The sequence below is a fragment of the Micromonospora sp. DT46 genome (assembly GCF_049841735.1).
Taxonomy (GTDB): Bacteria; Actinomycetota; Actinomycetes; order Mycobacteriales; family Micromonosporaceae; genus Micromonospora; species Micromonospora reichwaldensis.
In genome coordinates, this window is the sequence record NZ_JBNCKW010000009.1 from 115,799 (window position 1) to 141,577 (window position 25,779).

At 71.8% G+C, this 25,779-nt stretch carries 20 protein-coding genes; 9 read left to right on the top strand and 11 right to left on the bottom strand.

Translation table 11 applies throughout. The features are described 5' to 3' along the window. Positions 1-259 precede the first annotated feature (259 nt). Both ACLQ20_RS24960 and ACLQ20_RS24965 read left to right on the top strand, forming a co-directional pair. A complete protein-coding gene (locus ACLQ20_RS24960) occupies positions 260-1,411 on the top strand; it encodes a cytochrome P450 (RefSeq protein WP_425857832.1) in 1,152 nt (383 codons plus the stop codon). A 35-nt stretch (positions 1,412-1,446) separates the two neighbouring features. Further along, complete coding sequence (locus ACLQ20_RS24965; protein WP_425857833.1) at positions 1,447-1,638, top strand: ferredoxin; 192 nt, start codon at positions 1,447-1,449, stop codon at positions 1,636-1,638. A gap of 273 nt (positions 1,639-1,911) precedes the next feature. Here ACLQ20_RS24965 and ACLQ20_RS24970 read toward each other — a convergent pair whose 3' ends face one another. Next, complete coding sequence (locus ACLQ20_RS24970; protein ID WP_425857834.1) at positions 1,912-4,617, bottom strand: LuxR C-terminal-related transcriptional regulator; 2,706 nt, start codon at positions 4,615-4,617, stop codon at positions 1,912-1,914. A 566-nt stretch (positions 4,618-5,183) separates the two neighbouring features. On the opposite strand from ACLQ20_RS24970, the gene ACLQ20_RS24975 reads away from it, so the two are divergent. Together ACLQ20_RS24975 and ACLQ20_RS24980 are read left to right on the top strand one after the other, a co-directional pair. Continuing rightward, positions 5,184-7,814: a lantibiotic dehydratase gene (locus tag ACLQ20_RS24975; RefSeq protein ID WP_425857835.1), complete on the top strand. Its 2,631-nt coding sequence runs from the start codon at positions 5,184-5,186 to the stop codon at positions 7,812-7,814. Between the two features lie 69 nt (positions 7,815-7,883). Beyond that, positions 7,884-9,584, top strand: a complete 1,701-nt coding sequence (locus ACLQ20_RS24980; RefSeq protein WP_425857836.1) for a thiopeptide-type bacteriocin biosynthesis protein — start codon at positions 7,884-7,886, stop codon at positions 9,582-9,584. A gap of 61 nt (positions 9,585-9,645) precedes the next feature. On the opposite strand, the gene ACLQ20_RS24985 is transcribed toward ACLQ20_RS24980, so the two are convergent. The 4 genes from ACLQ20_RS24985 to ACLQ20_RS25000 form a co-directional block, all read right to left on the bottom strand. Next, the gene (locus ACLQ20_RS24985; protein ID WP_425857837.1) at positions 9,646-11,592 is read right to left on the bottom strand and encodes a TOMM precursor leader peptide-binding protein; all 1,947 of its coding nucleotides are present in this window, start codon (positions 11,590-11,592) and stop codon (positions 9,646-9,648) included. Then, complete coding sequence (locus ACLQ20_RS24990; protein ID WP_425857838.1) at positions 11,582-13,270, bottom strand: hypothetical protein; 1,689 nt, start codon at positions 13,268-13,270, stop codon at positions 11,582-11,584. The genes ACLQ20_RS24985 and ACLQ20_RS24990 overlap by 11 nt, the downstream gene beginning before the upstream one ends. A 129-nt stretch (positions 13,271-13,399) precedes the next feature. Then, complete coding sequence (locus ACLQ20_RS24995) at positions 13,400-13,573, bottom strand: thiazolylpeptide-type bacteriocin (protein ID WP_132234202.1); 174 nt, start codon at positions 13,571-13,573, stop codon at positions 13,400-13,402. Positions 13,574-13,872: 299 nt separating this feature from the next. After that, positions 13,873-14,187 carry a hypothetical protein gene (locus ACLQ20_RS25000; RefSeq protein ID WP_151453019.1) on the bottom strand — a complete coding sequence of 105 codons (315 nt, stop codon included), beginning with the start codon at positions 14,185-14,187 and terminating at the stop codon, positions 13,873-13,875. A 436-nt stretch (positions 14,188-14,623) separates the two neighbouring features. On the opposite strand from ACLQ20_RS25000, the gene ACLQ20_RS25005 reads away from it, so the two are divergent. After that, positions 14,624-15,709 carry a serine hydrolase domain-containing protein gene (locus ACLQ20_RS25005; RefSeq protein ID WP_425857910.1) on the top strand — a complete coding sequence of 362 codons (1,086 nt, stop codon included), beginning with the start codon at positions 14,624-14,626 and terminating at the stop codon, positions 15,707-15,709. 103 nt (positions 15,710-15,812) lie between these two features. Here the strand turns inward: ACLQ20_RS25005 and ACLQ20_RS25010 are convergent, their stop codons facing one another. Continuing rightward, on the bottom strand, positions 15,813-16,937 hold the full coding sequence (locus ACLQ20_RS25010) for a hypothetical protein (protein WP_425857839.1): 1,125 nt from the start codon (positions 16,935-16,937) through the stop codon (positions 15,813-15,815). A 147-nt stretch (positions 16,938-17,084) separates the two neighbouring features. On the opposite strand from ACLQ20_RS25010, the gene ACLQ20_RS25015 reads away from it, so the two are divergent. Beyond that, the gene (locus ACLQ20_RS25015; protein WP_425857840.1) at positions 17,085-17,654 is read left to right on the top strand and encodes a hypothetical protein; all 570 of its coding nucleotides are present in this window, start codon (positions 17,085-17,087) and stop codon (positions 17,652-17,654) included. Positions 17,655-17,855: 201 nt separating this feature from the next. Here the strand turns inward: ACLQ20_RS25015 and ACLQ20_RS25020 are convergent, their stop codons facing one another. Then, entirely contained in the window at positions 17,856-18,785 is a 930-nt protein-coding gene (locus ACLQ20_RS25020) for a LysR family transcriptional regulator (protein WP_425857841.1), read from the bottom strand. 89 nt (positions 18,786-18,874) lie between these two features. On the opposite strand from ACLQ20_RS25020, the gene ACLQ20_RS25025 reads away from it, so the two are divergent. From ACLQ20_RS25025 to ACLQ20_RS25035, 3 genes are all read left to right on the top strand, one after another. Next, positions 18,875-19,426 (top strand): DapH/DapD/GlmU-related protein, encoded by a 552-nt coding sequence (locus ACLQ20_RS25025; protein WP_425857842.1) that lies wholly within the window; start codon positions 18,875-18,877, stop codon positions 19,424-19,426. A 201-nt stretch (positions 19,427-19,627) separates the two neighbouring features. Then, positions 19,628-20,662: a hypothetical protein gene (locus ACLQ20_RS25030; protein ID WP_425857843.1), complete on the top strand. Its 1,035-nt coding sequence runs from the start codon at positions 19,628-19,630 to the stop codon at positions 20,660-20,662. A 100-nt stretch (positions 20,663-20,762) separates the two neighbouring features. Next, positions 20,763-21,410 (top strand): hypothetical protein, encoded by a 648-nt coding sequence (locus ACLQ20_RS25035; protein ID WP_425857844.1) that lies wholly within the window; start codon positions 20,763-20,765, stop codon positions 21,408-21,410. A gap of 868 nt (positions 21,411-22,278) precedes the next feature. Here the strand turns inward: ACLQ20_RS25035 and ACLQ20_RS25040 are convergent. From ACLQ20_RS25040 to ACLQ20_RS25055, 4 genes are all read right to left on the bottom strand, one after another. After that, on the bottom strand, positions 22,279-22,761 hold the full coding sequence (locus ACLQ20_RS25040) for a hypothetical protein (protein ID WP_425857845.1): 483 nt from the start codon (positions 22,759-22,761) through the stop codon (positions 22,279-22,281). A gap of 227 nt (positions 22,762-22,988) precedes the next feature. Further along, complete coding sequence (locus tag ACLQ20_RS25045) at positions 22,989-23,435, bottom strand: hypothetical protein (protein ID WP_425857846.1); 447 nt, start codon at positions 23,433-23,435, stop codon at positions 22,989-22,991. A gap of 195 nt (positions 23,436-23,630) precedes the next feature. Then, positions 23,631-24,893, bottom strand: coding sequence for a DUF6357 family protein (locus ACLQ20_RS25050; protein WP_425857847.1), 1,263 nt, complete (start codon positions 24,891-24,893; stop codon positions 23,631-23,633). Positions 24,894-24,990: 97 nt separating this feature from the next. After that, positions 24,991-25,644: a hypothetical protein gene (locus tag ACLQ20_RS25055; RefSeq protein ID WP_425857848.1), complete on the bottom strand. Its 654-nt coding sequence runs from the start codon at positions 25,642-25,644 to the stop codon at positions 24,991-24,993. Positions 25,645-25,779 lie beyond the last annotated feature (135 nt).

The window sequence follows — 25,779 nt, forward strand, 5'->3', positions numbered from 1 at the left end:
CGTAGGAGCCGGGCAGCCAGCCGCAGCGCGGCGCCGGCGGCCGGTCGCCCGAGCCTGGTCGGCCGGCCCGGCGGGACGGTCGCGAACGCCGCACCGGTCGGGGTGACGGGGATTGTGTCGACCTTCGCCGATAGGTAACGTAGCGCATCGATATGGCTACCCACTGCTGTCGTCGGAGGTGGTCCATGTGACACGTGCCGTGGAGGCGGAACTGCCCCAATGGCCGCCGGTCAATCCCACCCGAGGTCCGTTCACCCCGTTGGACGAAGCCGAACGAGACCGCTACGTCGGCCCGGTGCGGCGGGTGCGGCTGCCCACCGGGGCTCCGGCCTGGCTGGTCACCCGGCACGCCGACGTCCGCCAACTGCTGCGCCACCCCGCTTTCAGCTCCGACTTCCGCCGCCCCGGCTTCCCGTTGCTGCGCCCGCTGCCGCCGCAGGCGGCCGAGGACGGCAGGGGCTCGTTCATCCAGATGGACGGCGGCGAGCACTCCCGCCTGCGGAGGATGCTCACTGCCGAATTCATGATCAAAAACGTCCGCCGGATCGAGCCGCTGATCCAGCGCACCGTCGACGAGGCGCTCGACGTCCTGGCTGCCGCCGGGCCTCCGGCCGACCTGGTGTCGTCCTTCGCCCTGCCGCTGCCGTCCATGGTGATCTGTCACCTGCTCGGCGTCCCCTATGCCGACCACGACTTCTTCCAGACCCGCAGCCGCACCCTGCTCGACCGCGAGATGCCGCCGGCGCGGGTCCAGCGCGACTTCGAGGAGCTGCGTGACTACATTCGGGCGCTGGTCGACGCCAAGCGGGCCCGGCCCGAAGGGGCGGACGACCTGCTCAGCCGGCTGATCCGGGAACGGGTCGAGCCGGGGGAGCTCGATGTGGACGAACTGGTCGGGATGGCGCTGCTGCTGCTCATCGCCGGCCACGAGACCACCGCCAACATGATCGGGCTGAGTGTCCTGCGACTGACTCGGAACCCGGGGCAGTACGCGATCCTGCGTGACGAGCCCGAACGGGCGGCGGAGCTGGTGGAGGAGTTGCTGCGCTACCTGAGCATCGTGCGGTCCGGCCTGCTCCGGGTGGCCACCGAGGACGTCACGATCGGTGGTCGGCTGATCCGGGCCGGTGAGGGCGCGGTCGTGGTGATCTCCCTGGCCAACCGGGACGCCGACGTCTTCGACGAGCCCGACCGGTTCGATCCGTACCGGCAGGCGCACCAGCAGGTGGCCTTCGGGTTCGGGGTGCACCAGTGCATCGGGCAGCCTCTCGCCCGGGCCGAGCTACGGATCGCGCTGGTGGCGCTGGCTCGCCGCTTTCCCGGCCTTCGGGTGACGGCCGCGCCCGAGGATTTGAGCACCCGGGACAGCTCGGTCGTCTTCGGACTCGACGCTCTGCCGGTGACCTGGTGACCGCCGGCGGCCGGCCCGTCGGCGAGGAGGCAACGGTGCGGGTCGAGGTCGACCGGGACGCCTGCTGCGGGTCGGGCAACTGCGTGCTCGCCGCGCCGGAGGTCTTCGCGCAGGACGACTCCGACGGGCTGGTGCTGCTCCGGGCCGCCACGCCGCCAGCGGGGAGCGGCGAGCGGGTCCGTCGCGCCGCCGATCTCTGCCCGGCCGGGGCCATCCGGGTCGTCTGAGGCCACCGGAGCCTGCGCTCGTCGACCTCCGGGAGCGCCGACCCCGGGGCCGTGCGTCACCCTTGCCAGGCGTACGCCGGGCGACGCTGACTGCCGACGTGGGTGAGCCCCAGGGGCACGGTCCCGCCGTAGAGGGTGGGCGCGCCTCGCGCCTGCGCGTGTCCTACCCGTCGAGGCGTGCCCGCCCGCCGTCCGGCCGGTCGGGGTCCGCCGCCCGGTGCGGCAGCGGTGCTCTGCCGGGCCCCGCCGCGCGGCGACGACGCACCGCGCACCTCACCGAGGTTCCCCGGCCAACGCCGTCGGGTGCGACCGGAGCATCGCCCGGGCCAGGCTCGCCCGGTTCGACACGCCGAGCTTGCGGTAGATCCGGCCCAGGTGGGTGTCGACCGTACGGACGCTCAGGAAGAGCCCGTGTGCGACCTCCACGCTTGTCATACCGCGGCTCACCAGATCGGCGATCTGCCGTTCACGCTCGGTCAGCACGGCCAGCGGGTCGCCACCCCTGGTTGACGTGTCGGGGACGAGACGGCTCTGCTGTCGGCGAACCCGATCGACCAGACGGGCCGAACCGCACTGTTCGGCGAGCGCGGCGGCCCGTCCGAGCCAGGCGCGGGCATCGTCGGTGCGGCCGGCGTCGACCAGCACGGTTCCCGCCGCCGCCATCGTCCGGCACAGGTCCAGGTCCAGTCCCCGACCGGCGAAGCATTCGACTGCCTGCTCCGCGTCGGCCAGCGCCGGGCTGGTTTCCCCGCGTGCGGCGTACAGCCGCATGCGGGCGCGCATCAGGAAGCCCTGACGGCTGACGGAGAGGTTGCGCACCGAGGCCTCGGCCAGGTCGACCCACCGGCTCGCGTCACGCGTGTCACCCATCCGCAGCGCGGCCGTGGACAGCGCCTCGTACCACCGGGACCGGTTCGGCGGGGCGATCCGTGGCATCTCCGGGCCGCCGAGAGCGTCGAGTATCAGCCGACGCCCGCGTTCCGGCTCCGCCACCTTGATCAGCAGGTCCGCCAGGAGACAGGGCACGATCGCATCCTCGGCCGGCCCCTGGTCCCGGACCAGGGCGAGGGCCTGATCGCCCAGGGCGATCACCGCGGCGGCCTCTCGGTCGGAGTCCCGCCAGTACCGTACGAGCGCGAGAAGCGCGGCGACCGAAGCCCGGGCCGTCGACGTGCCTTCCGGTTCGAGCAGTTCCGCAGCCTCCTCCAGGGTGCGGCCGGCCCGGTCGAGCAGTCCACGTTGCAACTCCACCGCCCCCAGCGAGGTCAGGATGGCGGGAAGGATGAAACGTTGTCCGGTTCGGCGGGCCTCGTCGGCACCCCGGGACAGGTGCCGTTGCGCCTCGGTGAACCGGTGCAGGGCGTCCTCCGTCGCGCCCACCAGGTAGAGGGCCGGCAGGTTGGTGACGACGCTGCTGTCCGGCGTGGTGTCCACCAGATCGGCCGCGATGTCGGCGGCCCGGTCCGCGGCGTCGCTGTCCGCGGCGAGCAGGTGCGCCATCGCCATCTGGGCGACGGCGGCCGCCTCCCCGAGCCGGTCCCCGTGCTGCCGGGCGATGGTGGCGGCCTCGCGGGCGTTCAGGCGGGCGGCTTCCTGATCGAGCCGGTCGAGGGCGAGTGCCGCCAGTTCCGTGTGCATGGCCACGGCCGTGGAGGGAGCGCAGGGATGGGTGCCCCGCAGCGCGGCCAGCCCCTCCCGGATCAGAACCGACGCCTCGGCGTGCCGGCCCTGGATCCGGCGTACCCGGACGGCGACTGCCATGGTCGAGGAGAAGTCCCCACCCGGTATGCGGACCGCCCGGGGTAGGAAGGTGTGCACCAGTTGCTGCACGTCGCATCGACCGCCGCGCAGCAACTGGGCCCGCAGGGCCAGCACCTGCGCTTCGTACCAGCGGTCGTCGCCCTCGGGCAGCACTTGTAGCGCGGACTCCAACCACTCAAGGGCATCGGCCGGTGCGTCGTGCATGGTGCTCCGCGCCGCGTCGATCAGAACGGGCAACTGCTCGGGACGGCCCGTGTCGAGGGCCCGGGCGATGTGGTGGGCGCGCTGGATGACCGGAGCGCCGCGAGCCAGCAGTTCGGTCTCCACGCGCCGGTGGGCGGCGAGGCGTTGGCTGGGGCCGATCTGCGCGTAGACGAACCGACGGACGACGTCGTGCCGGAACGCGAAGCGCGGCAGCAACTGCACCGGGCGCATCAGGTCCAGCTCGGTGAGGGTGTCCAGGGCGGACAGTGTCTCCGTGACGTCCAGTTCGGCGACCGCGGCGAGCAGTTCCGCCGAACCGGGGGTACGCAGCACGGCGGCTGCCTGGGCGACCCGCAGTTCGCGGTCGGCGAGTTCGGCCAGCTCGCCGAGCAGGATCAGGTGCGCGTCGGTCATGGCCTCCGTGTCTGCGGCGGCCAGCAGTTGCAGGTAGAGGGGGTTGCCGTCACCCTCGGCGTGCAGCCGGGTCAGGTCCGGCCGGTCACCGAGCAGCTCGCGGGTCTGGCCGAGGTCCAGTGGACCTAGTCGGTGCTGGGTGAGCTGGCCGCGTGCGGCCGCCCGGGACAGCACCGCCGCCGCCCCACGGGACAGTTGTCGGTCCCGGTAGGCGAGGACCAGCAGCACCGGCGCGGTGGTGGTCAGTTCGATCAGCAGCTGCATCTGGTCCCGGTGCGCCGTGTCGAGCAGGTGCACGTCGTCGAGCAGGACAAGGGTGGGTTCCGTTCCCACCACGACCGGCGGACCGGTGCCCGTCCGGCCGGTGGCGGCGACCACCGTGAGGGTGTGCGCCCTGCCCTGCGCCGCGAGGGCGGAGATCAAAGTGGTCTTGCCGATTCCCGGTTCTCCGGCGAGGGCGACGGCTGCGCCGGTTCCCGCGTGCAGGTCGTCGAGCTGACGACGGAGTGCGGCGAATTCCGTCCGGGGCAGCGGGTGACCGGTCGTCCGACCGGATTTCCGTCGAGTTCTTACGAGCCGGTCGGCCGGGCTGGGCGTCATCGGACGATGTCGCGGGACGGCCGCTGGCTGTGGCTGCGGGTGCGCGACCGCAACCCCAGTGTGATCAGATAAGGCCGTTTACCTGGCATTAGGGATCCTTAGGGGGAAGATCCTCTTTGGGGATGTCGAGTACACAAGGCGGACGCTTCATAGTCAACAGCCCACCGCACTCTTCGATCCGGCCAGATCCGGAGTTGATCGGTCCAGGTGTAGTTTCCCGGCGGAGGAAGGATTGCCGTCGATCTGGCACTGGGGTAGAAAGACGGCGGGCCGTCGATTTCAGCGGGGCGACGAGCGTGCCCGCCGCCGTCCGGAGCTGGTCGAGGCTGGTAGAGCCGCGGTCCCAGGCGGCAGTCCACAGGGCTCCGGCAGGGCTCCCGAATCGTGCACGTTGACGACGGTCAGCTCGGACACCATCCGGAGAAGTACGCAGCCGGCACCTGCCACCGAGTACGTAACCGGATCCGTAGTTGTGCGGACGCCTCCCACGGCCACGGCTGCGAGTGTCGGCGGACACGCCGTCACCGTCCTCCACCAGGAAGCGGTCACGGGGGAGAGGAGACAGGATGATCGGGACCACGGTCGGCGGGACGCCGGCGCCGGGCGTACGCCGGGTCGGGCCTGTCACCCAAGCGCCCGAGGTCACCGTGGCGCCGTACGCGGTGGTGCGGGTCGCCGGTGTCACCCTCCCGGAGCCGTCGGCCGTGACCGAGGAGTTCCGGGGTGTCGCCGCCCGCCTGCTGGAGCTGACCGCACGCGCCGAGCGAATGGCCGCGGCGCTCGCCGACGTGCTGCACGAGCAGGTCGTCCGGGCCTCTTCCGACCAGCGTCGGGTGCTGCTGGCCCTGCGCCGCGACGTGCACAACGGGCGCAGCCCGTCGGTGGCGTCGCGTACCCGGCTGGCCGGCTGGACCGACCACCTGCCCGGCCTGGCGTCCTGGCTCGGCCTCCGCGACGACATCGACCGGCACACCGCGGAACTCGACGCCCTTCTCGCGCCGGCGCTCGCCGCCGACCGGGTCGCCCTGGCCGAGCTGTGCCGCACCGAGGAGTTGTCCCGGGCCGTCGCGCTGACCAGCGTGGACCTGCTGCGGGCGCTGCGCCGGGCGGCCGAGCAGGGCCCGGCACCCGACGACCGGGCACGCAAGTCGGAGGCCACCGTGCTCCGGTACGCGCTGCGGGCAGCCACCAGGACCGTGCCGCTGTCCTGGTTCACCCGGGTGGGCTGGGGCCGCTGGGACGGGCCGGTGCCGGACCCGACCGGCTCCCCGGAGGTGGTGGCTGTCGCCAACGCCGACCGGGCCACTCTGTCCGCCCTCGTCCACGCCGTGCTCCGACACTCCGACCGTCGCGGCGAGCTGCCCCACACGCTGGCGCCCGGCCTGTGGGTGGACGGGGCGGTGATCCGGCTGCGTCGCCAGACTCAGGCCCCCGACGCGCCACCCGGGGTGCAACGGGAGGAGGCGCTGACGCTGCCGCTGACCCGGGCGCTGCGGCACCTGCTGGATCTGCTGGAGCCCGGCAGGGTGGCGACGCCGCACCAGCTCGCGACGGAACTGGCCACCCGGCTGCCCCGTCCGGCGTCGCAGGCTTCCGCGGCGGCTCGGGCGTACCTGCACGCGCTCGTCGAACAGGGCGTGCTCCGCCCCGCGTACCCGGTGGACCCGCAGGCCGTCGACGGCCTCGCCGCCGTCGCCGACTGGCTGGCCGGGATCGGCCTGGCCGACGTGGCCGTGTCGCTGCGGGAGATCGATGCCAGGACCACCGCGTTCGCCGGTCTCGACGCGACCGAACGGCCGGCGGCCCTGGCCGGGCTACGCTCCCGCTGGGACGCGGCCTTCGCCCTGCTCGGCGCGGACCGCACGGGTCGTCCGCAACCCCTCACCGAGGACGTGACCCTGGTCCGCCCGGTGGGCCTCGGCCGGGCCCACGGCCGGGACCACCGGGGCACCCTCGCCGCGCTGACCCCGCTCTTCGAACTTTTCGACCAGCACACGGTGGTCCGCCGCCTGGCCCGGGACCGCTTCGTCGCCCGCTACGGCGTGGGCGGCCGCTGCGCGTCGCCGACGGAGTTCGCCGAGGAGTACGCCGCGGTCTGGCAGGCGACGCACCTGGTCGGCGTCGACGGCACCCTGGACCCGACGCTCGACCTCGCCCCCGGTGACGAGCTGCGCGAACTGGCCCGGCTCCGGGCCGACCTGGTGGCCGCCCTCACGACCGACGACGACGGGAACCTGACCGTCCCCGACGAGCTGCCCGACGACGTCGCCCCCAGGCTGCCCCGGTGGCTCACCAGCCGACCCGGCTCGTACGCGGTCTTCGGACAGTCCTGCCACGACGGCGCGTCGTTCTGTGTCAATCACGTGTACGGCGGCTGGGGCCGGTTCACCAGCCGCTTCCTGCGGCAGCTCCCCCCGGAGGCCGAAACGGCCGTCGCCGCCCAGCTCCGGCGCCACCTCGGCGCACGGGTGGCGCAGCTCCGCCCGGTCAACGGGTTCAACGGCAACCTGCATCCGCTGCTCGTCGGCGATGAGATCGCCGACGACCGCCGCCACGGAACCCTGGTCCCGGACGACCTGCACCTGGTCCACGACGTCGCCACCGATCAGGTCCGCCTGGTGGTCACCGCCACCGGTGAACCGTTGGACGTGGTCTATCTCGGGTTCCTGGTGCCGGTGATGCTGCCGGAGCGCCTGACCAGCATGCTCACCGACGTGGGCACGGGATCGGTCGGACTGGGCGGGGCCATGGCGGGCCGACAGCTCCGCCGCACCCCGGTCGGCCCGGTCTGGTGCCGGCCCCGGCTGCGGTACCGGGAGGTGGTCCTCTCCCGGGCGGACTGGCGGCTCTCCGCGGACATCGTCGCCGCCTGGCGGGCCGAGCTGGACGCCCGGCCCGCTGAGGTGGGACGCACCGCCGTGCGCTGGCGACACCTGCTCGGCCTGCCCGAGCACGTCTTCGTCAGCGCCGCCGCCGTCGAGGGCGGGAAGGGGTTGACGGCGTTCATGTCCTACCTGGAACAGCCCCGTTCCCAGTACGTCGACCTCGCAAGCCCGCTGCACCTGCGTTGCCTGTCCCGGACCCTGGCCCGCTACCCGGACGGCGTCGTCCTGGAGGAGGCACTGCCCGCTCCCCGTCCCGGGCAGCCGACGACGGAGGTCGTGATCGAGCTGTACCGTACGGGCACCGATGGGTGAGCCCCGGTCGGCGGCCGCCGCCGACGTCGTCCTGCCGCGCAGGCTTCCGACCTGTCCGGAGGAGCTCCCATGCCCGTGACCGCCGCCCCCGTCCACCCTGGGCGGGGCTCCTTCCACAGCCTGCACTGCTATCTGCACTGGAGTGCGGAACACGTCGACGACTTCATCACCGGCACACTCACACCGCTCATGGAGGGACTGCGTCGGAACGGGACGATCGCCGACTGGTTCTTCATCCGCTACTTCGACGACGGTCCACACCTGAGGGTGCGGGCGCGGGGCGCCGAGGCGCACGAGCACCGCCGGTGGCAGGAACAGTTGGTGGCCGCTGCCCGGGCCGCCGACCATCCGCTGCTCGACCTCGGCACCGCCAGCCGTCCGGGCTGGCCGGGGCACGCACAGGCCCGGCAGGTCGACTACGAGCCGGAGACCGAGCGGTACGGCGGCCCGGCCGCGCTGCCGGTGGCGGAGACGGTGTTCGGCACCTCCAGCCGGATCGCCGCCGAGGTGGTCGCGCGTACGCCGGGACCCGGCCAGCGGATGGTGGCGGCCACCGACCTGGTCCTCGCCACCCTGATCGCCCTCGACCTGGACATGCTCGCCGCGGCCCGATGGCTGCGCCGCAGCGCGACCGCCTGGCGGTGGCACCCGGAGAGCACCACGCTGACCGCGGGCACTGTGCAGGGGCCGGCGCTCGCCGCAGCCACCACGCAGGCTCGCTCGGTGGTACGGCGCTGGCACGAGATCACCGCCTCCGCGGCGGACGGCTCCCGGATCCGGGACCGGTGGGCCGCCCAGGTGCGCGTCGCCCGCGCCCAGCTGGAGAGCTCTGCCGGCGGCGTCGACCAGTGGGCCGGGGTGTGGGCGTCCCAACTGCACATGCTGCTCAACCGGTTGGGCATCATGCCCGACGAGGAGCGCTCCCTCTACCACTTCCTCGCCGCCGCGTTGCTGGCGCCGGACGGCCCCACCGACTTCTTCGCCGACGGCACCGCCAGCCCCGACCGGCGGTACCTGGCGGTCAGCAGCTACGCCCCGGGCCGCATCGAGTGGCAGCGGCCGCGGACGTCGGGCCGGGTGCGGCACGGCGCGCGGCGACGGTCCGGTCCGCCCCTGGCCCTTCCTCCCGCCGCGCCGGTGACGGCCGCGCTCGGCGACGCGCTCACCGCGCGGGCCAGCGGACGCGGCACGCTCTGCGGCCCGATGGACGCCGCGCACCTGGCCACTCTGCTGTGGACCGCCAGCGGGGCGAGTGATCGGGCCGACAGGCCCGGGATGCGCCGGCCCTACCCGAGCGCCGGCGCCAAGTACGCGGTCCGGCTGCGCCTGCTGGCCCGGGACGTGGCCGGCGTCCCGGCCCACCAGTACGACGTGGACGCCGAGTCCCGGCTCCTGCTGCCCACCGGCCCGGTGCCCACCGACGTCGAGCTGGCCACCGCGTCGATGTGGTTCAGGGCCGGACCGGCGACGCAGTCGGCGGACACCCCGGCCAGCCAGGAACGGATCGATCTGTCGGCGCTGCCGGCGCTGCTCGGGGTCTACGTCGACCTGCCCGCGCTGCGGGCCACCTACGGCCTCCGGGCGCTGCGCTTCGGCATGCTCGAGGCCGGTCACCTTGCCCAGAACCTGGCCCTCACGGCAGCGGCGACGGGACTCGGGCTGGGCATGGTCGGTGGGTTCTACGACGACATCGCCCACGAACTGCTCCTCCTCGACGGCGTCGACGAGGTTCTCGCCTACCTGCTTCCGGTCGGCCGGCCCGCCGGGTGACCCCTGGCGGTCGGGCCCGCACGTCGGGCCCGACCCCCTGGCCGGGCCCGGGAGGGGACGGTCACGGGAAGGGATGCGGGTGCAGTGCCAGGTCCTCGTAGCGGGGCCGCCCGGGCAGGCGGCCCAGCACCGCCGGCACAGTCAGCAGCCGGGGCAGCCCCCGCGTCCGCCGGTTCAGGTGACCGAACGTCATCGGCAGGGTGCCGGGGACGACGACCTTGGCAGCGTGCAACCCGAGGGCCTGCCGCAGCTCGGGGATGCTCTGGTCGACGACGACCGGTTCCACCCCGGCCCGGTGGTGCAGGTCCGCGCAGAGCGCGCCGAACAGGGCCGCGAGGTCCTCGACGGGACGGGGCAGTCCCGGCCACACCTCCCGCCAGGCCCGGGTCCGCCCGGCCCCGAGCAGGAACTCGTAGCGCGGCCGTGCCTCCGGCAGGCAGTGCAGCATCATGTGGTCGTCCATCTGACGAACCAACGCGGCATCGTCGAGCATCGGCAGCAGCCGGTCGCGGTCCGCCCGCGCTGAGTCCCCCTGCCACGTGTCGCGCACCTCGTGGAGGTTGACGACCAGCTCCACCACGGCCGAGTGGATCGCCGAGAGGGGATCCAGGTGGGCGCCGGCCGCGAAGAAGGCCGTCGGCGCCCCCACGGCGGGCATCCGGTGGTGCGCCAGCGCGACGACCGCCGGCACGGCCAGGTCGGTGGTGGCGTCGAACAACCGTAGGTCGTAGTCGAGCAGGTCCAGATTGTCGGCGAGGTGCCCGACCAGGTCGAGTTCGTCGGGGAGCGCGACCTCCACCAGCGGGGTACGGGCGTACCAGGCCATCAGGAAGGCGTCCCGTTCGATCACCTCGAACAGGCCGTGCAGGGCCGCCTCCTCCAGGCTGTTGCCGAGACCGCAGCCGTTGGAGGACTCCGACAGGAAGGTCGCCGACGGGCGTTGCCCGAGGTCACCCCAGTACGCCGCGTGCTCCGGCACCGCCACGGGCGTCGCCCGGCTGGGCGACCACCCCGGCACCCACCACGTCGGCACGTCGGGGGCGTACGGGATGTGGTGGGCGCTGGGCAGGTCGGGCAGACCGAGGGCCGCGGGATCGACGGCGCGCTCCGGTCCCAGCTCCGCGAAGGACGACCACTGCCGGGCGGCGGGCCCGTGGGGGGCGTACCCGGCCAGCCGTTCCACCGCTTCGAAGAGCGCCAACCGGTCAGCCTCCGCGGCGGTCGTCGCCCGGCCGAAGCCCGCCACGGTGACCGCCGGACCGGCGACCACCGCCCTGGTGACCGGCAGCCCGTACCCCTCGTGCCGGTGCAGCTGGACGACGTGGCCCAGCCGCGGCTCCAGCAGTGCCCGGCGAAGTCCCGCCAGGTCGGTCGCCGGGTTCGGCCGGCGCAGCCGCAACGGGTTGGCCGGCGGCTGACCGCTGCCGGTGAGCGGCGTCCCAGGTGGAGCCGGGGGCTGCCGGCTGAGGCATCCTTCGCAGCGGACCCCCACCGGCGCCACCGGATGGGCGGACACGCTCCCGTCGGGCGGGACGACCCAGAGCCGCGCGGCGGCGGACTGCGGCTCGGCCAACGCCGACCGGACCACCGCGGCGAGCACGGGCAGCAGGGCCGGCGCCGGCCGACCGCCGAGCCGCAGCTCGGAGTCACCGTGCGGTGTCCGGCCGCCCGGTGCCGCCAGCCTGGCGGCCTCCAGGCAGCGCAGGCAGGTGGCACTGTCGGCGCCGACCAGCGGACCCACCAGCGCCGTACCGCCGTCGAACCGGACGGGCAGGACGGTGCTGCCGGCCCCGGTGCCCCGGTCGGCCAGCCGGCTCAGCAGCGCCGGACTCCACCGGGTCGACACCACCACCGCCGGGCCGGCGCCGGCCCACCCGTCGTCCTCGGCCAGCACCGGATACGGCGACCCCGCCCCCCTCAGCGCCTCGGCGAGCTGGCCGGCCAGGTCGGGGTCCGGCTGCCGGGGACCGTCCCGATCGTCCCCGGGCAACCGAGGGTCACCGGTCATCGCCGGCCCGCAGGACGATGAGCCCGACCGTACGCAGGGCTGCGGCCAGCGGAGCTGGCGGCGTCACCACGATCGGCTCCGCGGGGGCGCCGACGAGGGTCCGCAGTGACCGCCGGAGGGCGGCCTCCCGTTCGGACCCGTCGGGCATGGGCGCGGCCGAGCGGCTCACCCGAGGCGACGCTCCGCAGGGGCCGTGCGAGTACGGCGGACCGGGCCGGTGTGCACGCCAGCCGACCGTGGCGACTGCGGTGAGAGCGGCGAAGGCGACCGCGTCGTGGGCCGTGGCCTCGATCGCCCAGCCGAGTTCCATCCACCCACCGGGGTCCGTCGTATCCGGGCCGCTCACGACGGCCAGCTGCGCCCCGGGGGCGAGCCGGCGGACGTGCACGGTCGCCGGGACGCCGAGGCGGCGGGTCAGCGTACGCCACCAGCGGCGGGCTGCCGGCGCGTCGAACGCCGACGGGGGGACAGCCTCCCCTGACGTGACGCCGGCCGAGGCCACCGACCGGCGGGCGAGGCGGCGCAGCAGCACTCCCTCGGCATGGCTGCGGTCCACCCCGCAGGCCAGCACGGCGGCCCCTCCGGTGGACACGCTGAGCAGCTCCACCGCTGCCAGCGTGGCGTGCAACCGCGCCGTGGAGGTGTCCGGACCGTGCCCGGTGACGAGCGTCCCACCGGCCGGGCCGGGAACACTGCCGACCCGGCACCGGGCCAGTCCCACCGGCAGTTGTGGCAGATCGTCGAGCTCCACCGGCGGCAACACACCGAGTTCCGGGTCGGTGAGGGAGGTGGGTAGGCCCGCGTGGACGGCGTCGTCCCGCCGGTCGGGGGCGTCGACCGCCGGTGACCGTACGCCGGGCGGCCACGGGTGGGCGGTGGCGCGCAGCGGGTCGCTCCGCACGACGAGCGCCGTCGGCGTGGTCGGGTCGGTCAGCTCGGCGAGCGCGCCGAGGAGCCGGTGCGCGGCGCAGGCGCCGGCCACCACGGAAACCGGGTCGCCAGGGGCCGTCGCCGCGCCGTCAAGTCCGAGCCGCTCGGCGATCAGGCCGGACTGGGCCCGCAGTTGCCTGCCCGGGCCGACGGGGGTGACGTAGCCGACCGTGGCGCTGGCCCCGGTCACCACGGCACGCCCGTCGCTGGCGGCGAGGGTGACGCGTCCGGCGTCGCGCGGTGGGTCGATGCGGGTCGCGGCCCGCCGGACCCGGGCTCCGGCGGCGGTCAACGCCTCGATCGCGGCGGTGGCAGCGGGGCCCGCTCCCGTGACGGTCACCGATTGCCGGCCGATGCCGGTCCAGGACGCGGCGGGGTCGGTGGCGACCGAGGCCAGCCAGGTGGCGACGGCGGGTGGCGGCACCGGGGCCGGTCCGCAGGCGGCGGCGGGGGCATGGGCGTGCCCGGTGCTGGTCCAGTGCTCCGGCACCCGGACCAGCAGGTCGTGTTCCCGGAGCAGGTCGGCCAGCCGGTACAGGGCGAGGGCGACGGGCGGGCGTGGCGACAGGTCGCGCAGGTCGGCTGTGGTCCGGCCGGACGCGAGGCGCCGGGTGAGCAGTTGCCAGAGCCGCCACAACTGTGGCGCGCCGTCCAGGGTGAGGCTGGTGTCCCAGGACCGCAGGTGCAGCCCGCCGTCGATCCGGGTCGCCTGCACGGTGGGGCGGAGTTGCCAGGAACTGGTCGACATCTGCGCGCCTCACCGGTTGGGGAACGGCTGGGGTCGTCGGAAGGAGTCCGGGGTTGGAAGGGCGACTGTCGCCGGGCCCGGCGACAGTCGCCTCGTCACTCAGGCAGCGCGGTGCGCGCTCCGCGGCGGCTACAGCATCGGCTCGTCCGGACTGATGGAGCAGGAGCAGGACGCCAGGCACGCGCTGATCCGGGACGCCCCGGTCTCGGGGATCGCAACGGTGTCGCGCATGACCGTCACGGTCAGGCCGCTGAGGTCGAGATCGTCGAGCTCGAACTCGTCGTCTTCTCGTTCGATCGGCATGTGGTCACCTCCCTTCGAGGTGGGATGAGGCCCGGGCACGCCGGGATGGCAGAGATTCTTCCGGCGGCCGGTGCGGGGCGTCGTCAGTAGTTTTGCCGACATCACTACTTACCCACGCTCGGTGGCGCTGCTGCCTGCCCGGCCGGGGTCCGCCCCTGGGCGACCCCTCGGTGGGTGGCGTGTCATCCTGCGCAACGCCACGGCCGAAACGTTCTTCGCCACACTGAGCGCAGGGTGTGATGCCCGGCTCGCGAGCGAGCCGTCTGCGGGCCTGTGCTGACCGGCCCGTCGGTTCCGCTTCAGGCGCAGCCGCGGTACTGCAACGCGGCGTCCTTCATGTAGGCCCAGAGTGCCAGGCCGTTCCAGTAGTCGTAGGTGAGTGTCCAGCCGTTGGCGGTGTTGCCGGTGGGGCCGGTGACGACCTGTCCGTAGCGGCGGGTGCCGTACAGGGTCGACTCGTTGGGGGCGGTGTACATGCCCGCGTAGTCCCAGACGACGGTGAAGCTGCTCGTCGTGCAGGCCGCCTGCGCCGTCCCGGCCGGCACGAGGGCCGTCAGTGCGGTCGCGGCGAGGCAGGCCGCCGTCGTGTGTAGTAGCAGTCGTCGCACGGTCACCGCGTCATCCTATCGATGGTTATGGACGAATGTACTTCGACTGTGCCTTCAGCAGGACGCTCTGTCGACGGACAGCTTCGGCGGTCGCACGGACCGGCACCGTGTCGGGCATCGGCGTCGGTGCACTCCGTCGCTGGTCGGACGGATTCTCCCGCGTGGGTCGGAGCCCGGGTCATTCCCGGTGGGGAGGCCGATGTGGGTCCGCAGACTGACGTTTCCGGTTGTCGGCCCAGGGCACGATGGGCAGCAGTCACGTCACACGGGAGGCGACATGCACCTGTCACGCCGCAGTTTCCTGCTGGCCACCACCGGTACGGCGCTCGCGACGCCCCTGCTGGCCGGTGCCGGCCCGGCAGTCGCGGCCGGCCGTCCGCCCGCCGGGTCGCTGCCGGACGCGGCGCTCACCGCCGACCTGCGCGCGATCACCGAGGCCGGCATGCCCGGTGTGTTCGCCGAGGCGCGGGACGGACGGGACCGGTGGCGGGGCGCCAGCGGGGTGGCCGACGTGACGACCGGTCGACCGGTGCTGCCCGGGTTCCAGCACCGGGTCGGCAGCATCACCAAGACCTTCGTGGCCGCGACGCTGCTGCAACTGGTCGGTGAGCGCCGGATCGCGCTGGACGCCCCGATCGGCCGGTACCTTCCGGAGTTCGCGGTCGCCGGGGTGACCGTCCGGATGCTGCTCGACCACACCAGCGGGATCAGCGACTACGACCACGTCATCTTCGCCACCCCGGAGGACATCGAGCGGCACCGGTCCACCACGTTCACGCCGCGTCAACTCGTGCAGGCCGGCCTCGGTCAGCCGTCGACCGGGGCACCGGGCGCGGCCTTCTCCTACTCGAACACCAACTACATCCTGGCCGGGCTGATCATCGAGCGGGTCACCCGTCGGTCCGCCACCGACGAGGTGCACCGGCGGATCCTCCGGCCGCTCGGGCTGCGGCACACGTACTTCCCCGGCGTGCGTCCCCGGATCGCCGGCCCGCACAGCAGGGGCTACGTCCCGTGGTACGAGGGCGAGCTGCGCGATTTCAGCGTCAGCAACATGTCCTGGGCCTGGACGGCCGGGGCGCTCGTCTCGACCATGGCCGACCTGAACACCTTCTTCCGGGCGCTGCTCGGTGGCCGGCTGCTCCGCCCGGCTCAACTGGCCGCGATGAAGACCACCGTGCCGTTCGACCCGGCTCAGCCGGAGGCCGCCGGCTACGGGCTCGGCCTCTACCGGATGACCTGGCCCACCGGCGACGTCTGGGGGCACGACGGCCTGGTCTTCGGGCACAGCGCCATCTCGCTGCACACTCCGGACGGTCGGCGGCAGGTGAGCCTCGCCCAGAACGTGACGCACTACGCGCTGCCCGGCACGCCGGACCCGATCGGCGAGGCGGTCGGCAGGTTCCTGAACACGGCACTGGTCGGTGAGAGCCCCGTCGCGGCGCGGACTGCCACCGCCGCCCGGGTGCCTGCGGTCGTCCCGGCGCCGGGCGCACCGACCCTGGTCAGGCCACTGCCGCAGCGCTGACGCTGTCGCCCGGCAGCCGCGACCGGACCCCGTACTCCGGTCGCGGCTGCCGGGCGGCCGCCCCGTCGACTCGCTCGGCGTCCGGCTCGCCCGCGTGACCGGTTCAGCAGGTCATGTCGATCTCCAAAACCGCGACCTCGTGCCGGTCGACCAGCAGCACGGTGGTCTGTGGGTCCTCCTCGAAGTCCTCGTCCTCGGGTGGCCAGGTCGTCGGCAGCAGCCCGGCATATCCGATGTGGACACCGGCACCCATCCGGGCCAGGACGAGATCGATCAGGTCGTCGCCCAGGAACGTCGCGAGGTGGTCGGCCGGCAGCTCCGGGAACTCGTCGATGCCGTCCCAGCTGCCGTCGAACAGCTCGCTCAGGTGCATGCGTACCAGATTGCGGAGACCGGCACGCAGGTCCACGGCCGGTACGGGCCGGAACGCCTCCTCGTCGTGTTCGTCCGCGTCCTCGCGGTTCTCGACCCACCAGCGGGCTGCGGCGGCCACCGGATCGCCGGCCCCGGGGTCGAACCGGCCGATCCGGAACCGGAAGGTGACCGGGCTGTTGTTGTTGACCCAGAGCAGGTCGCTCAGCAACGTCATGATGCAGGCCAGCCGGGTCCGCAGGGCGGCGTCGGCGCCATCGGAGTCGGTGACCGGCGGCTGTCGAATCTCGGGAGCCGGATGCAGCGAGACCCGCAGGGTGCTGCCGTCGAAGTCGCGGTGCAGCAGGTGCAGCGGCGCCGGCCGGCCCGGCTCGTTCGGCCGCTCGCTGTCGGTGGTCAGCCGGAGCAGATCGGCGTACGGGCCCGCCAGCTCGTCGGCGATGAACCGCACCAGCACTTCCGCGCGCCGGTCGGGTGTCCCCACCACGGCCGAGATCAGCCCGACGAGTTCGGTCGCCACCTCCTCGTCGGTACGCACCGGCTCGTACGACCGTCCCGGCCCGACCGACACCCGACTGGTCAGCACGGTCGCGCCGGTGACCTCCGGAAGGTCGGCGGCGTCCGCGATCTCCGTCAACGGCGGCGGCTCCGGCCACTGCTGATCCCGGCGGGACCTGGTCCGGCCGGACACCACCGTCGACGACCAGCCGGCGGCCTGCTCCGGCGACCACGCCGCCAGCAGCCACACCGCCGCCAGGCGTACCCAGTGCTGGTTCGTCAGCCGGCGGCCATCCTCCCGCTCGACCGGGTCGGGCTGTCGGTACCAGGAGTCGGTGTAGGCCGTGGTGCGTTCCACTGCGGCAACCCTTCCGCGTCGAGAAGTGCGAAGGTAACAGGCGATGGTGACAATTCCGTCCACAGTGCGGGGAGGGGCGCCGTGGTCCGCTTGCGGCCGATGGCGTCACGGCCGGAACTGTCGGTCGGGGCTCCTACGATCACGGCCATGTCGGCTGCCTTCACCGCGCTGTGGACCCAGGACGTCTGCCGGGAGCTGCGTCGTCACCGGGTCGGCGAGCGGCCTCCGGTGGCGTTCAGCGGGGTGCACCAGTCCCTGCCCAGTTGGACCAGCGTCGGGGTCGGCGACTCCGTCTTCGCGCTCCACGTCAACCGTTGCGTGCTGCACGTGGTGAGCCGCCTCCGCGTCGTCGACAAGCAGCGGCGCGACTGCTGCGGCAGCGCCCCGGTGACCTGGCGGGATCCGGCCCATCCGGGCCACGATGCCTGGGCGATGCTCGGTGCGGACGGGTGCGGAGCGGTCCCGGTGCATGTCGAAGCCACCCCGATCCGCTTCGACGTCACCGTTCCCGGCGACCTGCTCGGCACACTGACCTGGCGCAACCGGCGCGGTGACCAGCGCACCCTGAAGTACGTCGTCGACGGCCGTCTCGAACGCTCCGTCAGCCTCCAGGGCGTCTACCGCCTGACCGACGAGTCCGCCGTCGCACTGGGCGCTCTGCTCGACAGCTCGCCAATCCCGAGCCGATCGGCACAGCCGCTCCACCCGGCCCGCTAAGTCCGTGGTCGGCGCGGGTGCGGGTCACCGATGATGACGGCCATGGTCACGCCCCGACGAGCCGACACAGCCACCGCCGCCGGTCAGCCGCCCGACGACGACGGCCCGGCTGACTCGTTCACGGGTACGTCAGTGGCCCTGACGCCACGTTCCTGGCGGACACCCGTCGACTAGGACATGTCTGTTGAATCGGGCGGCCGGTCAGTGGGTCACCCAGTCCGGGACCCACACATCATCGGTGGTCTGCGGTCCTGAGGCTCGCAGGTGGTCCCGCAACGCGGTCAGCACGGGGTGCTGGTCCCCGGTGCGTATGAGCAGCACGTGCGGGTAGAGCGGGGTCGGTTTGCGCAGCGGGATGCGGCGCAGGTGGTAGTTCTGGGGCCATAGGTAGCGGTCCCCGCTGCCGACCAGGGTTGCCAGCGAGGCCGAGTCCGCCAGGGCATCCATCAGGGCCTCGTCGCCGAAGTTGGGGCCGAGCGCGTCGATACCCAGGCCGAAGGCCTGCGACAGCGACCGGTAGAACTGCGCCCACTCGGTGCCCGGCCTGATCCCGGGGATCCAGATACGGTGTCCGGCCAGGTCGGCGGGCCTGACCCAGGCCGCGCTGGCCAGCGGGTGACCGGGCCCGACCAGGAGTTCCAAGGGCGAGTCCAGGAGTCGTTCGGCGCTGATCCCGGCCGGGACCTGGTCCGCCGCCAGGGCGCGGAACGAGGCGTCGATGGTTCCTTCGAGTACGGCCCGGGCGGCCTGGACGGCGTTCTCCTCGTTCAGCGTGACCGCGTCCAGGCCGGCCTCCGGACGGGATCGGTAGAAGCGGTAGACGGCCTGGGCCGGAGCGATGCGCCGGTTGAGGACGTCCACGCGCAGCGGGCGTACCCCGGGGCGCGCGGCCTGCTCGGCCTGCGCGACGGCGGTCAGGACCTTCTTGGCGTGCGGCAGGAAGACCTGCCCGTCCAGGCTCAGCCGGGAGCCGCGGGAGGTGCGTACCAGGAGCGCGACTCCCAGGTATTTCTCCAGGGCCGCGACCCGCTTGGAGGCCGCCTGCTGGCTGATCCCGAGCTCGTCGGCCGCAGCCTGGAACTGGCCGGCCCCGGCCACGGCCACGAAAGTGCGCAGCGCTTCGACATCCACACCCCACTCTACGGTCACAACCAATGGTTGTGTATGGGTGCGTGCGGGGTTGTTTGATCGCGCCTTCGCCGAGGTGTTGTGATCAGCGCATGCCCACCACCACAGACCAGGTCATGTATGTCCAGACGCCCGAGTTCGCGCGCTATGCGGAGCGGATCGCACAGGTGACCGACGCGACCTCGCGGTTGAACGTGCTGCCGTTCAGTGACGCCGAGGGCCGCGCTGAACTACTGATGGTTGTCTTCGGTGCTCCGTTGCCGGAGTCGGTGACGATCTACCCGCCCTTCTTCACCGAGTACGGCCTGGGCACGACGTTCGGGAAGAACGTCTTCGTCAACCAGGGCTGCACGTTCATGGACCACGGCGGCATCCGCATTGGCGACAATGTCATGATCGCCCCGAAGGCCAGCCTCATCACCGGCGGCCACCCTCTGCCGCTGGCCGAGCGGCGCGAGTACGTCACCAGCGCTCCGATCGTGATCGAGGACGACGTCTGGATCGGCGCGGCCGCCGTGGTCACTCAGGGCGTAACCATCGGTGCCGGAGCGGTCGTGGCCGCCGGCGCTGTCGTCACTCGTGACGTGCCTGCCCGCACGCTGGTCGCGGGAGTGCCAGCACGGGTGGTCAAGGCGATCGACTGACCCGTCCAGCCGAGCGCGCCGGCATCCAACTCCCTGACGGCGCGCTCGCCCGGAGGGGCGTTCTGTTCCCGATGTGGCATGGACGGCGACAGTGAACCCGACCTCATCGCCCGCAAGCCCGCCAGCGAACCGACGCTGTTCCGCGGTCCGATTGGTGACTTCCCGATCACGCCTCGCGGCATCCTTGCATAGCGTCACGGGATGCAGCCGATGGAGCCACCCCCCGCGCAGATCTCGAGCCCTCCGCTGGTACCCGTCACACCCTTCACCCCGCCGCCCATGCCGGTCCACCACGACGAGCCGATCCGCCCGCCGCGGGACACCGCCGCTGCCCCCGCACCGGCCCTGCAACCGAATCAGGCATTGACTGCGCGTCTGGCGCACTGGTCCGCTGCCGAGCAGGTGGTCGCCGACGTGGTGAGGGCCCTCAACGCCGCGTGCGGCACGCCGCTGACCGTGGCACTGCTCGACAACCCCGTCGGCAGCGACCACCTGCCGGCCACCAACACCATCGTCCTCTCCCGGAAGTACGCGACACCAGGGCTCGCCGCCGTCGCCGACAAACTGATCCTGTACCGGTTGGCCACGGCATTCGAACGCCTCGGCGTGAATACGAGCGACGCGGAGGCACTTGATTCGTACAACGGGCGGCAGCAACGGCTGTGGCGGTTGGCGAACCCGCCGCAGGACCCGCCGCCCGCCGATGTGTACCGCTTCTACCACGGCACCAACAGGTGCAACTACTACGGCGACGGCATTCAGACCACGGGCCTGACGCCGAGCCAGGCGGGCAGCACCCTCGGCTGCAAGCGCTGGGAGAAACACGACATCGCCAGCGAGAGCAAGGACCAGGGTTGGAACACCGTCACCCTCGACTTCGAGATCGCGTTGTCCTACGCCCGGCAGCACACCGAATGGGCTATGGGGATGAAACGCAACGAGCCGGCCCTGCGCGACGTCGCCGACGAGGGCGGGCTCGTCCTTACCTTCGACATGTCGAAGGATGCTGTGGACGGCAACGGCCGGTGGCGCCGGGACAACAGCGGCGACCCGAACAACTTCCAGACCGAGGAAGCGATACCGGCGGAATGGATCCGAGTGGCAGAGGCGCTCGGCATCCCGGGGCCCATGACGGCTGTCGCGCCACCGCCGACCGTCACCAGGGCTCCGATGCCCAAGGCGGACCCGCCGCCGGGCACCGGCAGGCGACGCGTCTACCCCCCAACCGGCTTCTGAAGGGCCGTGAACTCATGCTCCACGAGACGAATCACCGCATCGCCCTGATGCTCGCCGTAAGGCTGACGGCGGATGCGGCCGTCCGCCATACCCTGACCCGGTGCTAGCTGCCGAGGCTCCGAAGATCACCGATTGGATGCAGGCATGGGGAAGCTTGGCCGGGCTGGTGATGTCGACCCTCGCCGTCATCGTCACCGGCCTGCTGCTTCGTCACGAAATCCGGGTCCGCCGGGAGGACAAGCGAGCCAGCGAAGCTGCGCAGGCCCGCTTGGTGATTCCCGTCCTGACCTTGGATGGTCTCTCGGAATATGAGGCCGTCAGGGTCTACGGCCCATCGAATCCGGCATCGGTAACGCTCACCAATCACAGCGCCGCGCCGATCTTCGACGTCCGCGTCGATGTCGTATGGGAGAGAGCCCGCCGCTGGTCGGGCAGCCGCCGATACTCAACAGAAACGGTGACATCAGGCGGAATCCGGCGCTTCACCGTGGTGGAGAAAACGGTGGCGGTGGACTACGAGCTGCCGGCAGAGGGGGCGAGCAGCGGGCAGGCAAGGATCCGGTTCACGGACGCGGCCGGACTGGCCTGGGAGAGGGTGGGCCTTCAACCCCCCGCTCGTTACACGCCGTCGGAGAGCCCCATGGGAAGGGCGTTCCGACTGCTTCCCTGGCTGGTCTTCGTGATCTACGTCGTTCTGCCTGCGATCGTCATCACCGCTCTCATCCTCATCGCCTGGCTCCTGCCGTAGTGCCAGCGGGCACGAACGCATACCGCGGCACCGCCCGGAACGCCGCCTCCAGGACCTTGGAGGTGATGCTGCGCCACACCTTCGTGACCACCATGCTCGAGCACCCGGACAGCCGCCCATCCATTGTCGACCTCCGTGCGGCGATCGACCCATTCCTGCGGGCCGGGCCACCGCCGACTCGTCACGAACATGAAGACGACGCCTGCGCGCTCGTCCCGGGTCGCCCCGTCGACCCGGTTGCGGTAGTCGCGCTGCGCCTTGTCCTGAGGGTCGCGGCCCGTGCCCAGTTCCCAAACGGAGCGGCCCGGCGGCAGGAACGGCGGCGCACCAGATGGGCTCGCGACCTCGCCATCGAGGCCGGGCAGCCTGACGGCTTCGGCGGGGGCATGCGGAGTGTCTCCGTAGCGGCCACCGCGAGGATGAGGCGCCTGAGCAGCGTCGGCCGGCACGCAGCCGCGCTGGGAGATCGCAACCTGTCCAGGACCGACCCTGGCGCCCGGTCTCCGGACCGGGCGAGGATCGCAACTACCCCGAGCAGGCGTTGCAGCTCACTGGCAATCGGCGCTGTGCCCAGTCGCGGGGTTCAGTCATGAGGGACGGCCACCTCCTGGCGCAGAGCCTCGACGTCGACGTCGAGAACCGTGCCGGCCCATTCTGCGTACCACACCTTCGATGAGGTCGCTGTCGACGGTGCGCGGGGCGGTGCCGAGCACGAGCAGCACAACCCGCCACGTACAGCGCGAGATGCCGCCGCGCATCCGCATCTGCCGCCGGTCGAGCGTTTCATAGCGCTATCGATGTTCGGCCAGAGGGGCGGCTCGGCCCTAACGGTAAGCGCGTGTCCATCAGCGCCAACCAGACCTCGGTTCTAGGTTCTTGCCGAGTCAACCGGACGTGCTCTGGACAGTGTCGCGATGAGTTCGGCGGCGACACGCACCGAATCGTCGGCGTACGGCTCAGCCTTGATCTCGGCGTGGAGAGCCTCTACGGCTTTCAGCAGAGTGCCGCGGAGCTCCTCCAAAGGTGCTTCGCCAGTCGAGATGGAGATCACCACATCCTCGTCGCGATCACAATTGGCCTCGATGTGCACGGTCGGCTCGCACGCGCCGGTCCGACGGTAGTACAGGAAGTACGGTCCGTCGAAGATGTACGAGAACGCCTCTGGTTCTCCGCCGCAGATGGTTTCGTACGCGGTCACGGCTGAGCTCAGCACGGACAGTGGTAGGTCGGTCCACCCGGGCTCCGGAAAGTCGATGCCGTGCAGGGTGAGCCAGACGGCCCCCGTGATGCTTCCGTCGACCGTCGTCGGGGCCCTGACGTTGGCGACATGCCACACCGCGACGTCGTTCATTGGCCAGACAGCGTGCGGGCTACCTGATGAGTGATCACTATTGCATTCAACCTGACCATGTCGGTACCGGCACGGCCAAGGTACGTGTACGGAACTGCCGCGATCTGATAGCTGCGGGGGGTGATGGCTTGTCGCCGGCGGCTCGGCCAATGCCTCTGATCGGCCGTCACAGTTGCAGACGCAGGGCTGAGGGCGAGCGGTGGCCCGATCGCATAGGGTCGCCAGGCTCAGTCGAGCAACCAGCCGTGTAGTTGCGTGCCGTACGGAGTCAGGGCGAGCGCCGCCAGGGCGAACCAGACTCCCGTGCTGACGACGAGCCAGCCGAACGCTTGCCGGTCGCCGACCCGCCAGGTTCGGATAAGGGCTGCCACCCCGAGGACCAAGGTCACGAAAGCGAGCGGGTAGACGAACATCGCCAGCACCCGAGCGAGTTCGAACACCCAGAGCAGCGGGTTCCACGCCGAGTCCGGGCCGACCGGCGGAAGTGAATCCTTCGGGTCACCCAACCGATCCACCCTCGGGTCCAGCACAGCCGGGAGATCCCTGACGTGCAGTGCGGCTACGAGCAGCACACCGAAGCTGCCGATCAAGGACATCGTCAGCAACAGCAACTGCGCCGCCACCACTATGCGACCGCCGAATGAGGTGGCCGAGACCCGATCCTGTCGACTCATCGGCGCAACGTACACGCTCGGCATCGACCTCGAAAGCCCACGCCTGGCAGACCTAGTGCACCTGTGAGGGCAGGCCATCGTGACGCACCTCGGGAGGGGCCTGGGCTGTATGGAGTGTCCTGAAGCGCTAAGGGTCCTGTCCCAAGAATCAGAAGATCTCCGATGGAACGGCGCCGGCGTGGATTCCCTCTGGGACTACCGGGCGTCGCGCCGACGACGCGCGCGCTCGAACTCCGCGACATCCGACATCCAGGGACCGTGCTGTTCGAGTGCGGCGCAGCCGCCGCGGACGAAGGCGCTCACCAGGTTCCGGTACCCGCCGATCCCGTCGACCAGGCTGTACTCGACCTGGTACTGCGGATCCGACCCGGCTTCCCCGTGGCGCACCGTCGTGATCCGGGCGATGGAGTCCGCGTAGAAGTGCAGCTGGATCCCCTCGCCCATCTCCTCGTCCTCGATGGTGAACACTTCGTTGTCCGCGGCAGAGCGATCGGCGACGAACTCCCAGAACTCGGCGGAGGCAGTGCGGGGACCGTCCCGTCGCCACTTCTTCTCGCCGCCCTTGTCATCGGTGAACGACAGGGCCGCCTTTCTCGCGCTCTCACCGAGGTCGGCGTGGTCGTCGGCAGCATCCTCGTCGTCTTCCGCCGGGGTGTTCCTGGAGCGGTCCGCAGCCTCCGAGCACATCAGAAAGCTCACCGTCCGCACCGCGTCATCGACGAGTTCGGGGTACGCGCGGCGCACGGCCGCGTCGACCGTCGCCGCCATCCGGTCCCAGTCGCGCTTGTCCGTGGCCCGCCTTCCCCGCCGCGGATCGAGGCCGATCCGCATCCCGGCGCATGCCTGCTCCGCAGTGGCGATCACACGCATGACCTGGGGGAGCAGTGCGGGGTCAACGGCATCGGGTATCCGCCTGGGAATCGTCGCGCCATGCAGATACTGGCCCGTGTACCTCAGAATCTCCGCGTCGAGTGGCCCGAGGACTGCTCCGCGCTCGGCGCGACGGCGGTCGGCGTGATACTCCTGGGCACGTTTCTCGTTCGACCTCTCCGTCGCCGCGCGCATCGCCTCGCAGACCTGACCGCGCTCAAGTAGGGCGATGTCGGCGCCGTGGGCGACGAGCCGGCTCCTGTCCCACCGGATGCGTCGGAAGAGCGCGTCGACGTCCGCGGGCGAGGAGAGCAGGACCGGGTCCAGGAGCGCGGCGGCAGCGTCCTCGTCGAGCCGGCCACGGGTTCCGGCGGCGTCGCACAGCGGAAGAGCGGCACTCCACAGCAGCAGGTGTCTGGCCAGGTCCTCCCGGATCACCGCGAGGTGGGCCTCCCCGATCGGGAACGTGAACGTGCGAGGCTCATGGTTGGCGTCGGCCCCGGCGGCGAGCATCAGCTTCAGCTCGCCGTCCTCGCGGATCACGTTCGGGATCCAGCCGCTGCTACGCGTGAAAACGACGTCTCTCACAGCTCAGGCCTTCCCGCAACGGCACCGGCTGGGCGTGGTCGCTCCGGGCCCACGGCGAGTGTTACGGCGATGGTGCGGCCCACCCCGCACCGCCTGTTCACGACCACCGCGCAGTTTCGACGTCGAGGCGTGGGTCGGTGCGTACCCAGACCTCGCCCCCGGCGGCCCCGGCCGGGGCGTCGACTCGTTCGAGACCGAGGAATTCGATCAACTGGAGCAGTTCGGCTCGTTCGGCTCGGTCGTCGTCGACACCGTGCGAGTCGAAGAAGACGTAGTACTTGTCGCTCGGGTCGACAATGCCCGAATCTGCCCAGATCCGGGCGACTTCTTCGATCGCCGCTGCTTCCGTCGTGATCGTGGCGGCGCGGGCGGCACCGCGGGTCTCCGGTGACGCGTCGAGGTCCGAGAGGTTGGAGAACCACTGGCCGAAGCGGTCGAGGCCGGCATATCCGTTCTCGAAGAACAGCATCGCGCTCGGAAGGTAGCGGTTGGGCCGGTCGACCTGGAGGTGTTCCGATCGAGGTTGGTCCGCGTCCCTGGTCCGGGAGATCACCCCCAGCCGGGGCATGAGTACCACACTCTGCCCCGCCGGCTCATCCCTGATGGTGTAGGTGTCAGACTCGCGACCCCGGAAGAACGCAGAGAACGCTACGTAGGCCTCCTGGGGGTCGCCCACCGAAACGTGTTGGTCGTTGCCATCACCCACTGAGAAGACGAACTGCTTCGGTCCGGGTTTGTAGGGGCGAGCCATGTGCGTCCTCCGGTCACGTGCGACAGCTCCACCACGGTAGTGGATCAGTGCGGAACTGCCTGCGGCCCTGGTCACAGGCGTGCGGTGCGCGCTGGCCCCGCGCGAGCGACCAGCCGCCCGCAAGCCCTGAACGGG

Bases quoted from the DNA above. Each gene is read 5' to 3' on its own strand.
- ACLQ20_RS24970 (WP_425857834.1), bottom strand. From the start codon at position 4,617: ATGACGCCCAGCCCGGCCGACCGGCTCGTAAGAACTCGACGGAAATCC.
- ACLQ20_RS24975 (WP_425857835.1), top strand. From the start codon at position 5,184: ATGATCGGGACCACGGTCGGCGGGACGCCGGCGCCGGGCGTACGCCGG.
- ACLQ20_RS24980 (WP_425857836.1), top strand. From the start codon at position 7,884: ATGCCCGTGACCGCCGCCCCCGTCCACCCTGGGCGGGGCTCCTTCCAC.
- ACLQ20_RS24985 (WP_425857837.1), bottom strand. From the start codon at position 11,592: ATGACCGGTGACCCTCGGTTGCCCGGGGACGATCGGGACGGTCCCCGG.
- ACLQ20_RS24990 (WP_425857838.1), bottom strand. From the start codon at position 13,270: ATGTCGACCAGTTCCTGGCAACTCCGCCCCACCGTGCAGGCGACCCGG.
- ACLQ20_RS24995 (WP_132234202.1), bottom strand. From the start codon at position 13,573: ATGCCGATCGAACGAGAAGACGACGAGTTCGAGCTCGACGATCTCGAC.
- ACLQ20_RS25005 (WP_425857910.1), top strand. From the start codon at position 14,624: ATGCCCGGTGTGTTCGCCGAGGCGCGGGACGGACGGGACCGGTGGCGG.
- ACLQ20_RS25015 (WP_425857840.1), top strand. From the start codon at position 17,085: ATGTCGGCTGCCTTCACCGCGCTGTGGACCCAGGACGTCTGCCGGGAG.
- ACLQ20_RS25025 (WP_425857842.1), top strand. From the start codon at position 18,875: ATGCCCACCACCACAGACCAGGTCATGTATGTCCAGACGCCCGAGTTC.
- ACLQ20_RS25030 (WP_425857843.1), top strand. From the start codon at position 19,628: ATGCAGCCGATGGAGCCACCCCCCGCGCAGATCTCGAGCCCTCCGCTG.
- ACLQ20_RS25040 (WP_425857845.1), bottom strand. From the start codon at position 22,761: ATGAACGACGTCGCGGTGTGGCATGTCGCCAACGTCAGGGCCCCGACG.
- ACLQ20_RS25045 (WP_425857846.1), bottom strand. From the start codon at position 23,435: ATGAGTCGACAGGATCGGGTCTCGGCCACCTCATTCGGCGGTCGCATA.
- ACLQ20_RS25055 (WP_425857848.1), bottom strand. From the start codon at position 25,644: ATGGCTCGCCCCTACAAACCCGGACCGAAGCAGTTCGTCTTCTCAGTG.